The sequence below is a fragment of the Streptomyces lunalinharesii genome, assembly GCF_039532155.1.
GTDB lineage: Bacteria > Actinomycetota > Actinomycetes > Streptomycetales > Streptomycetaceae > Streptomyces > Streptomyces lunalinharesii.
This window is the reverse complement of sequence record NZ_BAAARK010000016.1, coordinates 40,148-53,647: the sequence shown is the minus strand read 5'-3', so window position 1 is coordinate 53,647 and position 13,500 is coordinate 40,148. Positions and strand designations below refer to the sequence as shown.

General features: G+C 70.2%; 12 protein-coding genes and 1 pseudogene. 5 read left to right on the top strand and 8 right to left on the bottom strand.

Going from position 1 to position 13,500, the window contains the following annotated elements:
- Positions 1–29: 29 nt before the first annotated feature.
- The 5 genes and pseudogenes from ABD385_RS23335 to ABD385_RS23315 form a co-directional block, all read right to left on the bottom strand.
- Complete coding sequence (locus ABD385_RS23335) at positions 30–1,580, bottom strand: peptidoglycan-binding protein (protein ID WP_344579328.1); 1,551 nt, start codon at positions 1,578–1,580, stop codon at positions 30–32.
- Between the two features lie 265 nt (positions 1,581–1,845).
- Positions 1,846–2,151 (bottom strand): annotated as a pseudogene (locus ABD385_RS23330) (amidohydrolase family protein); the annotation flags it as partial.
- Positions 2,152–2,323: 172 nt separating this feature from the next.
- The gene (locus tag ABD385_RS23325) at positions 2,324–3,367 is read right to left on the bottom strand and encodes a PP2C family protein-serine/threonine phosphatase (protein WP_344579326.1); all 1,044 of its coding nucleotides are present in this window, start codon (positions 3,365–3,367) and stop codon (positions 2,324–2,326) included.
- A gap of 423 nt (positions 3,368–3,790) precedes the next feature.
- Positions 3,791–4,414 carry a glyoxalase gene (locus tag ABD385_RS23320; protein ID WP_344579324.1) on the bottom strand — a complete coding sequence of 208 codons (624 nt, stop codon included), beginning with the start codon at positions 4,412–4,414 and terminating at the stop codon, positions 3,791–3,793.
- Positions 4,415–4,585: 171 nt separating this feature from the next.
- Positions 4,586–5,545, bottom strand: a complete 960-nt coding sequence (locus tag ABD385_RS23315; protein ID WP_344579322.1) for an alpha/beta hydrolase family protein — start codon at positions 5,543–5,545, stop codon at positions 4,586–4,588.
- 170 nt (positions 5,546–5,715) lie between these two features.
- Here ABD385_RS23315 and ABD385_RS23310 point away from each other — a divergent pair, with 170 nt between their 5' ends.
- Positions 5,716–6,312, top strand: coding sequence for a TetR/AcrR family transcriptional regulator (locus ABD385_RS23310; RefSeq protein WP_344579320.1), 597 nt, complete (start codon positions 5,716–5,718; stop codon positions 6,310–6,312).
- A gap of 19 nt (positions 6,313–6,331) precedes the next feature.
- Here the strand turns inward: ABD385_RS23310 and ABD385_RS23305 are convergent, their stop codons facing one another.
- Entirely contained in the window at positions 6,332–7,027 is a 696-nt protein-coding gene (locus tag ABD385_RS23305) for a L,D-transpeptidase family protein (protein WP_425585457.1), read from the bottom strand.
- Between the two features lie 680 nt (positions 7,028–7,707).
- Between ABD385_RS23305 and ABD385_RS23300 the strand changes: the two genes are divergently transcribed.
- The 3 genes from ABD385_RS23300 to ABD385_RS23290 all read left to right on the top strand — a co-directional run bounded on the left by ABD385_RS23300 (position 7,708) and on the right by ABD385_RS23290 (position 10,108).
- Positions 7,708–7,971 (top strand): hypothetical protein, encoded by a 264-nt coding sequence (locus ABD385_RS23300; protein ID WP_344579318.1) that lies wholly within the window; start codon positions 7,708–7,710, stop codon positions 7,969–7,971.
- 372 nt (positions 7,972–8,343) lie between these two features.
- Positions 8,344–8,769 (top strand): hypothetical protein, encoded by a 426-nt coding sequence (locus tag ABD385_RS23295; protein WP_344579317.1) that lies wholly within the window; start codon positions 8,344–8,346, stop codon positions 8,767–8,769.
- A 580-nt stretch (positions 8,770–9,349) separates the two neighbouring features.
- Positions 9,350–10,108, top strand: coding sequence for a hypothetical protein (locus tag ABD385_RS23290; RefSeq protein WP_344579316.1), 759 nt, complete (start codon positions 9,350–9,352; stop codon positions 10,106–10,108).
- A 354-nt stretch (positions 10,109–10,462) separates the two neighbouring features.
- Here ABD385_RS23290 and ABD385_RS23285 read toward each other — a convergent pair whose 3' ends face one another.
- Together ABD385_RS23285 and ABD385_RS23280 are read right to left on the bottom strand one after the other, a co-directional pair.
- Positions 10,463–11,221 (bottom strand): class I SAM-dependent methyltransferase, encoded by a 759-nt coding sequence (locus ABD385_RS23285; protein ID WP_344579314.1) that lies wholly within the window; start codon positions 11,219–11,221, stop codon positions 10,463–10,465.
- A gap of 128 nt (positions 11,222–11,349) precedes the next feature.
- Positions 11,350–11,715, bottom strand: coding sequence for a hypothetical protein (locus tag ABD385_RS23280; protein ID WP_344579313.1), 366 nt, complete (start codon positions 11,713–11,715; stop codon positions 11,350–11,352).
- A 513-nt stretch (positions 11,716–12,228) separates the two neighbouring features.
- Here ABD385_RS23280 and ABD385_RS23275 point away from each other — a divergent pair.
- Positions 12,229–13,377, top strand: a complete 1,149-nt coding sequence (locus ABD385_RS23275; protein ID WP_344579312.1) for a carbohydrate binding domain-containing protein — start codon at positions 12,229–12,231, stop codon at positions 13,375–13,377.
- Positions 13,378–13,500 lie beyond the last annotated feature (123 nt).

Sequence of the window (13,500 nt, the reverse complement as noted above, 5' to 3'; positions counted from 1 at the left end):
GACCCGATCGTCCGCGCCTCGGCCCGTCGTCAGCGGCCGGTGACTGTGTTCGCGGACAGCCCCCGGTCAGCGAGTTGTTGGGCGTAGAGACTGGTGGGAAGGGTGTGGTGGCCGGGTGACTGGACCTGTCCGTCGCTTCCGCTCTGCAGGGTTCCGGTGCAGCCGATGGCCCAGTTGTGGGCGGTGGGGGGTTCCTGGACCGTGTAGCTGCGCGTGGTGCAGTTGTAGGCCGTGCTGTTGGCGTCGGACCAGCCGTGACCGCCGCCGCGGGTGCCGTTGTTGACCAGCAGCAGCGAACCGTCGAGCGTGACGTTGTCGTACAGGGTGCCGCTGCCCCAGCGCTGGTGGCCGCCCGCGTCGTAGGTGTCCTTGACCAGGGTGGCCTTGCAGCCGACGAAGGCGTTCGGGCCGGCCTGGCGGCCGTAGGTGGTGAAGGCGTGGACCTTGGCGGCGGTCACCGCGCAGTCCTGGACGAGGTTCTGCTGGCCTTGGAGCAGGTACGCCTCGGAGCGGGCGGAGCTGTCGGTGGTCAGCATGTCCAGTGCCTGGGTGTGCAGGACGGAGATGCGGCGGGACTGGGGACCGAGCGCGGTCTGACCGCTGCCGCCGAAGTGCCGCCAGGTGACGCCCGAGATCCAGGAGTCCTGGACGGCGTTGAACTCCCAGGGCGCGGCGTTGTAGAAGGTCTTGGCGTAGTCCGGGGCGGCGGCCATGGCCCGGCCGTCGAGGGCGAGGTCTTCGATGCCGACGTGGTCGATGCGCGGGAAGGCGTAGCGGTAGACGGTGGCGTGCGTGTACTGCCGCTCCAGTGCGTTGGTGAGCGGAACGTCGAGGGTGATCCGCCGGCCCTGGATCGCGGTGATCTTCCGCTCGAAGCGCAGGCTCCAGTTGGGGGTGAAGATGCCGTGCATGCCGATCGCGTCGATCCATGCCTGGGTGGTGGGCCGCTCCACCACCACCTCGTCGCCCACCTTGAGCCCCGTGGTGCCGGCGAGGGTGAGGCCGGTCGCGCCGACGGGCACGTAGCCGTCAGTGACTGGCTCCGCCTCACCGACCCGGGCGTACGAGGACTTCCTGCCCAGCGTGATCAGCGTGCGAGCGGTCGCGGTGTCCGCGACCAGTGTGGTGCCCGAGGCTCCGCCACCGGCCCCGCGCAGGACGACGCCGCCGGCGTCGAGGTGGAGTTGGCCGGCGATGTGGTAGCTGCCCGGCGCCAGTTGGACCGCGCCGCGCACACCGTCCTTGCCCACGGGCAGGGCGGACGCCTTGTCGAGGGCGGCCTGGATCGCGGCGGTCGCATCGCCGGCGCCGGGCGCGGGCACGGTCACCCGAGTCGCGACCTTCGGCAGCGGGACGCCCCCGCCCTCGTACCCGGCGTAGGAGTAGTCGGGCACGCGGTTGCCCTGCGCGTCCCGCCCGTAGGCCAGCCGTCCACCCTTCGTGCTGATCCACGTGCCACCGACCGGGGCCGCGGATGCTGCCGAACGCTTCCCGGCCCCGGCCCCGACCCCGGTGCCGGGGCTGCCCTGGGCCACCGCCTGGGTGACCACGACGGCTGCGATCCCCGCGACCACGGCCACCGCCGACACATACGCATACCGGCGACTTCGCGTCCGGCTCCTGACCTGATCCACTGGGTGCTCCCGTTGCGGTGTGGGGATCGTCTGCGCTGGTCAAGATGGCGCGCCCGGGGTGGGAGTTCGGGTGTCGGCACATGCTTGGGACGCCCTTGACGCGTTCGAGGCGAAGCGATGGCCAAGCGCTGGTACGGACATGACGGTGCGCCAGGGATGGAAACGAGAGGCCGGACGGGACCCTTGCGGCGGTTGGCGCGCGCGGCCTCACTCAGCGTCTGTCGACGACGATCTTGCCGTTCAGGACCGTCATGCTGAGTTCGCGCAGATTGCCGACGTCCTCGGTGGGGTCGGCGGTCAGGACGAGAAGGTCGGCGCGCTTGCCGGGCGCCACCGTGCCGAGATCGGGGCGGACGCACTGCCGCGCCGCGCCGCTGGTGCCGGCGACGAGCGACTGGAGTGGCGTCATCCTCGCTGAGACCATCAGCGCGGCCTCTTCCCGGGTGTTCGCCCCGAACACGCCCCGGCCGCTGAAGGTGTCACTGCCCAGGGCGATGCGCACGCCGGCCTCGGCGACCTTCTTGACGTTGCCCCGAACATCCGGTCAATCCGGCGCCTGACGTGTCGGGAGGGACGCCCTCGGCCTCCTCGGGCCCGGCCGCGGTCGGCATGGCGTCTCGTGCGAGGGAGCGGAGGCAGTCGGGCGAGGACGCGCGAAGGCCCGCTGTCCCTGTCGTGCGGGGCCGGGCCTACTCCGACGGCTCGCGCAGGCGCACGGCGAGGGCGGCGATGTCGTCGTCCAGGCGGCCTTTGCTGTAACGCAGGAGGTCGCGGTGGAGCGCCGTGAGCAGCTCGTGCGGCGCCCGCGGCAACTGCCGGCGCATCCAGGCGGCCAAGGGGAAGAACTCGCCGTCGCGGGCGCGCGCCTCGGTGACCCCGTCGGTGTACAGGAGCAGCAGGTCGCCGGGGGAGAAGTCGAAGGCGTCGATGGTGTAGTGATCGCCGATCAGTTCCGCGAGGTTGAGCAGTGGCGAGGGGTCGGTGGGTTCGAGGGCACGGAGTTCACGGTGGTTCAGGAGCAGCGGCGGCGGGTGTCCGCAGTTGAGGATCTCGATGCGCCCGCCCCCGTGCGGCATCTCCGCGAGGAGGGCCGTGGCGAAGCGCTCCACCGGCCCCTCGGCGGGGAAGGCGGCGTTGTAGCGGGCGGTGCTGGCGTCCAGTCGGCGCGCGACGCTGACCATGTCGGCCTCGCCGTACGCCGCCTCCCGGAAGGAGTTGACGATCGCCGCGGCCGCCCCCACGGCCGGCAGCCCCTTGCCCCGCACGTCGCCGATGAGCATCCGCACCCCGTAGTGCGTGTCGACCACCTCGAAGAAGTCCCCACCGATACGGGCCTCCGCCGCGGCCGCGACGTACAGCGATTCGACTTCGATGTTCCCGAAGCGGCGCGGCATCGGGCTCAGCACCACCTGTTGTGCCGCATCGGCGACGAGTCGCACTTGAAAGAGGGTCCGCTCCCGCTGGAGCCGGACGTGACTTCCGTACGCGGCGGCCACCGTGACCGCGATGATCCCCCCGGCCGTCCACCACGTCCCCAGCCCGGGGAACACGATGCTCAGGCCGATCATCAGGAAGAGGCAGACCGTCCCCAGCAGGACGGTGGGAAGCACCGGCCACATGGCGGCGGCGAGGGCCGGCGCCGCGGGCAGAAGGCGGCTGAAGGCCATTTCCGGGGGAGTGGTGTAGGCCAGGCTGGCGATGACGACGGTGAGGACGACCGGCGATAGCCGCACGAGCCTCCACCGGCCGTATCGAAGGAGCCGCTGCCGCCCAGACCCAATCACGTTTCACAGAATATCTATACAAAGAGAACAAAGCGCTCTGATGGCTCGGAGTCGGCCACCTGTCGTCGGCCGGCCTCGGCGTGCCGCCATGGTTTTGACCTCCGCCGCCCGGCCGGGACGCCGCCCGGCTGCCCGGACAGCGGCCACCCCGTTCCGCGCCCCGCCCGGTAACCCGAACACCGTCCGGAACCGCGGCATCGCCGTCGGCAGGACCGCCACGAGGACCGCCAGGAGGACCACCGGCAGGGCCACCCAGCAGATCGGCGCGGGCCGGTCGTTCACCGCGATGGCGGACACCGAGGTTGACGCGACCTCGGGGCTGCTGCGGGGCGGTCCAGCGGTCACAGGGGGACCCCGCCCAGGCCGTGGCGGTCAGCGGGCGTTGGCACCGGCTTCCCAGACGAATTCGTCCAGGTCTCGGCAGGGACTGGCGGCGCCGGACAGCACGAGGCGGTGGGACCCGGAGCCTTCCGCGGAGACGCCCACGTCCTTGGCGAGCGCGCGACGCTTGTACAGCGCGAGCTTGACGCGGCCGGGGGCGCTGGCGAACTCGACGTACTTGCCGCCGAAGCTCCTGCCCACGCTCAGGCCCCGCTCCGCGTAGAACTGCTTGGTGGCCTTCACGTCCTCGACGCCCAGCAGGAGCACGACGTCGTCGAAGTCACGGGTGACCGGGCCGGTGTCCTTCTTCGCCGACGTCGCGATCTTCACGATCGTGCCGTCCGGGGCCTGGACGACGCCGCCGTAGCCCCACAGCGACTTCGAGGCGGGCTTGAGCACGGTGGCCCCGGCGTCGAGCGCCGCGGTGACGAGGGCGTCGACGTTGCCCGGCTGGGACGCCACCAGCGACAGTGCGAATCCGCGGAAGCCGCTGGTGGGGTCCCCGGATGCCCGTAGGCCCAGGTACGGCGAGTCGGGCCCGAGGAGGGTGGAGTAGAAGCGGGTGGCGGCCGGAAGGTCGGCCACCTCCACGATGACGGTGTCGAGGGAGTTCATGCCGTCGACGGTAGGGGCGGCCGGGTGAGCGGCGCTTCTCGAAAACTGATCGCTTCCGGATGGCGCCGCCGCCGTCCCCGTCCCCGCCGCCGTCCTCGCCGCCGCGTGGTCGGCCGCCCCGCCGCACCGTCGTCGAGCGCCAGGTCCCGCTGCGGGACGTGGCCGCGGACCCTACTTGGCTTCGATCCGTCCCACCGCGTCGGGTCCGGTCGTCAGCGCCTCGCAGGCGGTCCGCCAGGCAGGGGCGCCGGGGTGGAACTGGGTGTGGAGGTAGGCCGCGGTGAGCCGGGCGAGGGCGGCGACGCGCGCCGGGTTCTCGTCGGTGGTCTCGGCGGCGTCGTATCCGGCGATCCCGCCGAGCCCGTGTTCCGCGTCGAACAGGGTGAGCAGGGTTTTGGGGCCGGGAGCGAGGGCGTAGGGGTCGCCGTGCCAGTCCGGCCCCATGTCCGTGAAGTGCCGGGAGTCGTCCTTGTCGCCGGCGACGACCAGCGCGGGTGCGGTCATGGTGGAGAAGTCGACGGCTCCGACGATCGGCCACTGTTCGGCCATGGGCCCGTTGAAGACGTCGCCGCCCCTGCCGGGCGCGGCGAGCAGCACGCCCGCCGTGATCCGCGGCTCGACGAGGTGCACCACGTTCCCGGTGTCGGGGTCGGTGAGCCCGGCACCCAGCAGGAGGGCGGCGGTGAAGCCGCCGAGCGAGTGTCCGGCGAGGGCGATCTTGGTGTGGTCGATCCGTCCGGCGAGCTGCGGTACGGCGTTCTCGATCACGTCGAGCCGGTCGAGGACGTGGGTCATGTCCTCGGCGCGGGAGCGCCAGAAGTCGGGTGCGCCGGGGGCGTCGGCGACGAGGTGGGTCAGTGTGCGGGAGGTGAGGTGGGTGGGTTGGACGACGACGAATCCGTGTGCCGCCCAGTAGTTGGCGAGTGGTGCGTAGCCGTTGAGCGAGGAGAGGTTGTTCGAGGGGCCGTGGCCGTGGGAGAGCAGGATGACGGGGAGGCCGCGTCCGGTTGCGGGTGCGGAGACGCGTACCTGGAGGTCCACGGGCCGTCCGGGCACGGGCAGGACCACGGGGCTGAAGGAGAGGACCGGCACGGCCGTGTCGGGAGTGTCGGTGGTGGTGGGTGCGATCACGGTGCGGGGTCCCTTTCGGTGGCGCCTACCGCTCGCCGGTCTCCTGCGGCCGACGGGCGGGCAAGGCGGGGTCAGAGGCGTCCCGTGTCCGCTAAGCTGAAACGGAACGCTGCTCCATTTAGTATCCGGAGCGCTGATCCGTTTTGTCAATCGGTGTGGAGGAGAACGCGATGACCGCCGGGGGCCCAGCAGGGGAAGTGCCGTCCCGAAGCAAGCGGGCCGACGCCCAGCGCAACCGGGAGGCGGTGCTCACGGCCGCAGCCGCGGTGTTCGTCACCGCCGGCGTCGACGCACCGATCCGCCGGATCGCGGCCGAGGCCGGCGTCGGGATGGCCACGATCTACCGCCACTTCCCGACCAGGGCGGACCTCGTCACCGCCGTGTACCAGCACCAGATCGAGGCATGCGCCGAGGCCGGCCCGCACCTGCTGGCCGACGCCGACTCGCCGCTCGACGCGCTGCACCAGTGGATCGACCTCTTCGTCGACTTCCTCGTCACCAAGCACGGCCTCGCCGACGCCCTGCAGTCCGACAGCGACCGCTTCACCGCGCTGCACGCCTACTTCCTCGACCGCCTGCTGCCCGTCTGCGCCCACCTGCTCGACGCCGCGGTCGAGGCGGGCGACATCACTCCCGGCACGCAGCCCTACGAGCTGATGCGGGGCATCGGCAACCTCTGCATCGGACGCGACAACGACCCCCGGTACGACCCCCGACGCCTGGTCGCCCTCCTCCTCCAGGGGCTCCGGCGATCGTCGACGGCCTGAGGCACTGACACCGCACGCCCTAATATCGAGAGATCGCGGTGGGCCCGGAGGCCGTCCCGATCGCGATGTGCGGCCGCTGCCGGGGCTCGGCCCAGGCCAGGATGCGGCGCACGGCGTCCGCGGTCGCGGAGACGCATCCGGCCGTCGCCGCCCGCCCGTTGACGTGCAGGAAGATGCCCGCGCCCCGGCCGCGCACCGGCTCGTCGTAGTTGAAGCCGATGACGAGCGCGCGGGCGTACTGGGTGCCGAAGTCGGCGAGGTGCTCGGACTCGGCGGCACGGCAGTCGGCGGGCAGCGGCTCGGCCCAGCGGTTGTAGGCGCGCGAGCGGTCGTCCTCGCACCACCAGGAGTTCCGGTTCACCCGGCGGTACGGCACCGAGGTCCCGCGTGGCGCGGCCTTGATCCCGAAGCCGTAGGGAAGGTCGTACAGACCGGTGGGGGTGGTGTCGGTGCCCTGTCTGCGCTCGCTGCCCTCCACGAGCCCCTTCGCCCCGAACCGGGCGGGCGCGCTACCGGCCATGACCCACCTGCCGCCCCGCCGGTCCCACCAGGTCAGCGCCCCTGTCGTGGCATCGGTGCGGGGCGCGACGGCGATGATCAGCTGACTGCCCCCGCCGGTGTCGGCGAGCCGGTCGGGCAGCGGCGGACCGCTGCCGAGCGGGAGCAGGGCGAACGAGACGGCAGAGAGCGCGACAGCGGCAGGTACGACGGGCACGGCAACCCCCTGAGGGAGAGCGACGGTTGCTCAGAAGTTACTGGGCGGCGCCGCAGAAGGCAGCCCGGGCGGGCCGTCGTTGCTCCCTCTGCGAGGCGATCTGGTCCTTCTCGGTGACGCACGCGCCCGGCGCGGAGCCGCCCGCACGCGTGCGGGAAGCGCTTGCCGCGCAGGGCGCGATTTTCGTCGTCCGAGGGGTACCGGGTGTGCACAGGTGACACGGACGAGCCCGGCCGGGCTCGGCTTCGCCTTCGTAGGTGGGCCCTCCCGCACCGAGGACGGGACCACTTCCCTGTGTCATCCGACCCGGCGAACTGCCGGTGCCCGCTTGCTCCTACTCGGGTAGGCGTATTCGGCGCACGCCGCCTGGGTCTCGTCCCGTCCCTCGCGGACCCGGGGCGGTTGACGGAGGACAGGTCGGTGATCGTGGTGATCGTGGTGGTCGGAGCGTTCAACGGGCGTCGCGGAACGTGCGGCGCTCCGGCCCGGTCCGCCTGATGACTGCGGGCCGGGCGGGGGCGGCGGCAGAGGCAGGCGGATGGGGGAGGGGGGACGGGGGACGGGGGACGGGGGAGAAGCCTGGCGAGGGCGAGGAGCCTGGCGGTGGGGAGAACTCCGGTGGTGAGGAGAAGCCTGGTGGTGAGGAGAAGCCCGGCGCGGAGCACCCGGACCTCGGCAACATGAACGGCGGGATCGGTGCCGGCAACGCCACCGGTCCCGCCGCGTCCGCCTCTCCCAAGGGCGGGAGTGATGCCGCCGCGCCAGTCACCCAGGGCCCTGACGCGGCCGGCGACGACACCGGCAAGACCAACGAGGGTGCCTCCCTGGCCGAGACCGACAGTGACGCCGCCTCCTGCTGGATGCTCGGTGTTGGCGGCGCGTCGACGGCCCTGGGCACGGCTCTGGCCGTCGCAGCCCGCAAGCGTCGCGGCAAGACTTCCTGAGCAGTTTCCTAGCGGTGCCCGTTGAAGGCGGCTGAGAGGACTTGACTGGCCATCGACCAGCCAACTCCTCCCGACCGCCGTGCCTTTGCCGGATCCGACGGCCGGACCAGACAGCCGGCACCGTCGGCTTCTGACGCCGTCAACGGCCGTTCGCGTCGCCGTGAGACCACCAGCACGAACAGCGCGACGCGCAGGCCCTCGGTGCGATCGGGGCGGGTGGCGGCGCGTTTGTCGTGGATTCGTAACGGGCGGGAGTGAGGCGCAACGAGCGAGGTGGACGGCCCGTCTGGTTGGTCAGCGAAGCGCAACGGGCGCTTCTGCGAACAGGTGGGTCTCACCCCGCGCGGGGGAGATCCATGGGAGGGGAAGTCCATGACCAGGACGAAGAAGAACGGGATGACCATGACGCGTGGCCGTCGGGCAGCTGTGGTCGGTGCGTTGGGTCTGGCGGCGGTGACGCTGGCCGCTGGGCCGGCGTTCGCCAAGGGCACGGTGGACATCACGGCGCCGGGCACGGCAAAGGTCGGCAAGACCATCACGGTCAAGGCGCACGGCGGCGACGACAGCGCCGGCTACCTGCATCAGCTGTGCCTGGAGGAGAACGGCTTCGGCGAAGGGTGGCACCAGGAGACCTGTAGCGCCGTGGTCAAGGGCGATGCGCAGGCCACCGCACAGGGCACGTCCGCGCGCCGCGGCAACCTGCAGTTCCGCGCCGTGCTGTACGGCCTGACCAGCGCGCACGACCAGCACCCGGTGCGCCTGCACGGCTCTGACGTGGTGACGGTGCACGTCCGCTGAGCCAGCAGCGCGGCCGTGGCGGGGGCACGACGACCGCCACGGCCGCGCGGTGCACATCCGATCGTCGACCGGACCGTCGACCGGACCAGCGCTGGACAGAGCGGCCAGGCAGCCTCCCGGCGACAGGTTGCGGGCAGCCGGGCAGCCGGGCAGCCAGGCAGCCGGGCAACAAGGGTCTGGTCATCTCCTGCTCATGCCCCCGATGTCTGGCTCCCGAGCTTGCCGAACTGGCGTTCCAGAGGCTTCGATGATCCCCGTGTCCCGAACCTTCTTCCTGACCGGACGTCACGGCCGACCGCTCCGGCGAACGACTGCCGCCGCGTTGAGCCTCATGACGGTGGGCCTGCTGGCGCTGACCGGCTGCACGCAGTGGGACGACCCGCCGCCCCTTCCGCCCGCTGGCGTATACAAGCACGGTGCGGCCGCTGAGAACTCGCGGGCCGAGCCGATCCGGCCCAGCGGCGTGGCAGCAGCCCTCACCCGGCCTTTGCGGGAAGCCGGTTGGTTCTGCGCGCAGGCCCGGGCCAATGCGGACGGCCGTGAACTGTGGTGCCGGAAGGGTCACCGCGACGAGTCGGACATGGTCACTTCGCAGGTGGCACAGTTCCTGCTCGACCGTGACGACCGGCTTGCCTGGGCGTGGTTCCCGCCCGCCGGGGCGGTCCCTGAGGCCAAGGAGGTCGTCGGGGCCGCGGCACCGACGCTGACCGCGATCTGGCCCGACGCCGGCGATCGCGTACGGGAGGAAATCAACGACTTCGAGAACGACCTACGCACCGACCCGGCGGCGCACAACGGCGACACGCCCCGGACGGGGTGGCGCGACACGCACGCGGCGTACAGGTACGACCGGCTCAACGGACTGGTCGTCACCGCCCAAGACACCTTCGTGCGGCGCTGGCCGTTCGGATCCGAGCACTACGCGACCTCGATGAGTTCCGCTGTTGACGATCTTCTCGCCGGTGGTTACGACTGCACGTATCCACCCCAGCAGACCTGCAATCGCGTCCAGTCGAACGGCGCGTTCCACGTCACCCTCCGTGGCGACCAGATCGTCTCAGCCCGGTTCGGCATCGGCAGCCAGATGGAGTCCGGACGGCAACGACATCGGCTCAGCGAGGAGTTCCCGCACGGCCTGACCTTCCTCACCGACGCGGTCCGCGGTCCCGTCACGGAGCGCATCGAACAGTCCCGACGAACCGGCACCAGCTTCGCCGGCATCGTGGCCGGAACAATCGTGATCATCGACGCACGCAAGGGCTCCTCCGACGGAGACGACCTCGTGGCCTACCTCGACATCCAGATCGGCGCACCGCTGGCCGCAACCTCGCCCGTCTGAGGAGCCCTGACCGCCACCCAGCACCCCCAGTGCCCGTCGTTCCTCGGCGTACACGTCGTTCCTCGGCGCGGGCCCGATGCTCGTTCTGATGAGGTGTCAGGTGGCCTTCGGGAAGGTCATGTGCCGTCAAGGTGGCGAGTGTCGGTGGGGGGCGAGAGCAGGCGGCGCTCTGCGCGGAGCTGCTGGTTCCTCAACCGAGCGATAGGAAAGCCGAGTTCGCCGGCGCGAAATCCGACGACGTGAACGTGGACGTCTCGTTCCGGATTGCCGGCGCCACTGTGTTTCCTCTCTGCGGGATGCCGACAACGTCGGCTCATTGCGCTGTTATGGGAATCTCCGCCGGACTTCGGCGGGTCACGGCAAGCGCCGCAGCACGAGGAGAAGGTTCCAGGTGATGATCTCCCGTACGCCCGGGAGGCGGGGGATGGCCTCGGCGAGGAACGGGGCGTAGCGGGAGCGGGCGGTCAGGATCGCGACGTCGTCGCGGGCCTTGACGTGCCGCAGGGTCGGGCCGATGTGGTGGGCGAAGAGGTTCTCGCCCAGGGTGTGCTTGGCGGGCCGGCCGGTGCGGCGGCGGTAGCGTTCGCGGGCCCGGCGGGCGCCCAAGTAGTGCCAGGGCGCGGTCTCGTGGCCGCCCCAGGGGGAGAGCCAGTTGGTGAACGCGGCATAGATCAGGCCGCCGGGACGGGTCACCCGGACCATCTCGCCGAGGAAGCGGTGCGGGTCCGGCACATGCTCCAGGACGTTGGAGGAGAAGGACACGTCGGCAGTGCCGTCGGCGAGCGGGAGTTGGAAACCGTCGGCGATCACGCCGAAGTCCGGAGCCTTGCCACGGGCGGTCAGCTCGTGCGGGTCGAGCTCGAAGAGATAGCCGCGCGCACCCCGGCGTCGGAACTCCGCGGTGAAGTGGCCGGGGCCGCCGCCGACGTCGATCACGACCGCGTCCTTGAGGGGGATGTGGCGCTCGATCTGGTCGGCGGAGTCGCGGGCGAGCAGGTCGTAACAGGCCGCCGGGTCGCTCTGCTCGTGCAGAAAGGAACGGAAGAGGGCGAGGGAGCGGCGGAGCGAGGGGTCGCGCGGGGGCCTCGGTGGGGCCGGGACGGGTGGGCTCATCGCTGGGCGGCTGCCTTGGGGTTGGTGAGCGGGGATGCGGCGGTGCAGCGGAGGGGCCGCCCTGCCCCGACATGGGGGCCGGGGCAGGGCGGTTATTTCCATTGCGGGCGTCGGGCCGACCGTTGGGATCAGGTGTGGCCGTCCTCCAGGTCCGCGATGACCAGGGCCTTGACGGTCCCCCGGAAGCCGTACCCCGAGCTTGCCGCGTAGTTGGGGTGAGGGCGGAGCCACGCGGACAGCCGGACGCTGCCGCTGCGGTGACCGGAAGTGGTCAGCTCCACGCTCACCTTGTCGTGCCAGACCATGAACTCGGTCGGGTTTCCGTTGGCGAGGGCTTCGAGGTCATACGCCTTGATGGCCACGTCGACGACGAGGTTGTCGTTGTCGTCCACCTTGATCTTGCGGGGGAAGTCGAATTTCTCGTCGTGCTCCCATGCTGCCGAACAGTCGCGCGGGCCGATGGGGACTTCGATTTCCCGAAATGCGAGTGCCATTCCGACCACCTTTCCGGTTTTTGAGTGGGGACGGCAGTGCCGTCACTTCCGTCACGGTTCCCCGTCCGCCGAGCGGGCTTCCGAGGAACTTGCCTCGAGATCATTGGGCCGAGTCAGTGTTGGCATTGAGGAGACGGGAGTGCAACGGTCGCTTCGGTGAGAATTCAACAGTGCTGGCTGAAATATTGGCGAAGCCTTGTGCGACACCAGTGTGAGCTGGGCATCGGCGGCTACGGGAACCATTCGAGATGGCTGGTTCTCTCTTTGGGGGTCGGACATCGCATTCGAGCCCCATTGATGTTGCGACGTTGTTGCCGGTGGAGGTGGCTCGATGGTGGTGTCCGGGACGGAACTCAAGCCCTGACTTGCCGGAGACGGAGCTCGGTGGCGATTACGGGGGTTGGCCGGATGTGTTCGACAAGGGGGCGAGCACGTCAAATCGCACTTGCGTCAGCCAAGTTGGTGACGGGTAGCGTCGGGCCGCTCGTGAAAAGGCCGAGGAAAGGGAGAGTAATGGCGTTCATCGTCGCCCAGGGATTGCCGCTGCCGGTGTATCTGCAGAGGGGAAAGGTTGGGTATCTCCCGATCGACCTGCTGCTGACGCCGGGCAGTGGTCCGGTGTCCGGTGACCCCGGGACCATCCTGGTGACCCTGCCCAACGGGATTGTTTTCCCCGAGGACGGGACGGTCCGTTACATCGTGCCGAAGGGGAGCGTCAACCCGACGGAGACCATCCTGAAGGAAGCGTCCTTCGATCCGAAGACGCGGGTGCTGCGCTTCAGCAACGAGCTTCATCTCAACGATGATTCGGATCAGGCGAACGGGTTCTACTCGGTCAGCGTGCGGGCGCTGGACGACGCGCCGTTGGGGTTGGTCTGGGGTGCAATTCAGGTGCCCGGCCCCAAGCCGGAGGTCAAGGCTCCGCTGCGCATCCAGGTTTCGCTGCAGCCTGATCCGACGCCGCACCCCCAACCGGTCGGGAAGAACCTCATCGAGAACGGCAGCTTCGGCTCGTACGATTTCAAGAAGCCGGGCGGTGACTGGTACGACAACAACGGCACCGAATACGCGAAGCAGCTGCAGAACATCGCTCCGTGGACGGTGGGCAAGTACACCGGCAGCGGGAACTGGCAGGTCTCCAAGAACGGGCCCGACGGGCTGATAGACGTGATCCGCGGTGAGGGCGGGCGCTTCCCGGTGGATGAGGAGCACGCCTTCACGCAGGGCGAGAACATCGTCGACATCAACGGGAAGAACACCTGCGGCTTCATCGAGCAGACCGTCACGGTGGACCCCGGCGTCACGTACGAGCTGTCGTTCTACACGGGCTTCCACTTCCTGCGGGAGCGCGACAAGCCCACCTATCTGCGGGCTGAGGTGCTGTTCGGTGAGCAGGCCGTTCCGCTGGCCTGTGAGGACTACGTGCAGTACTTCAACGGGCAGGCCTTCGAGTCCGCCAAGGACGCCAAGGACGCCAAGAAGAAGCTCAACGAACCGGGCTGGCGCAAGCGTCGGCTGCGGTTCCAGGCGCCGTCAGACGTCCGCTCGGTGACGGTGCGGTTCGCCAACCCTGGCTATGCGGGCTTCAACACCTCCAACGCTCTGCCGGACGGGGATACCGGGATGCTGCTCGCACACCTCTGGATGTCGCCCGTCCAGTAGCACGTCCAGGAGCTGGTGGTCTCGTCCGTACCGGGAGGAGGCCGCCGGCTCCGCCGTTGGCCCGTATGTACCACGTGCGCCGCCCGGCAGTACGTCGCCGAACGGCCGTAAAGGAGAGTCCTG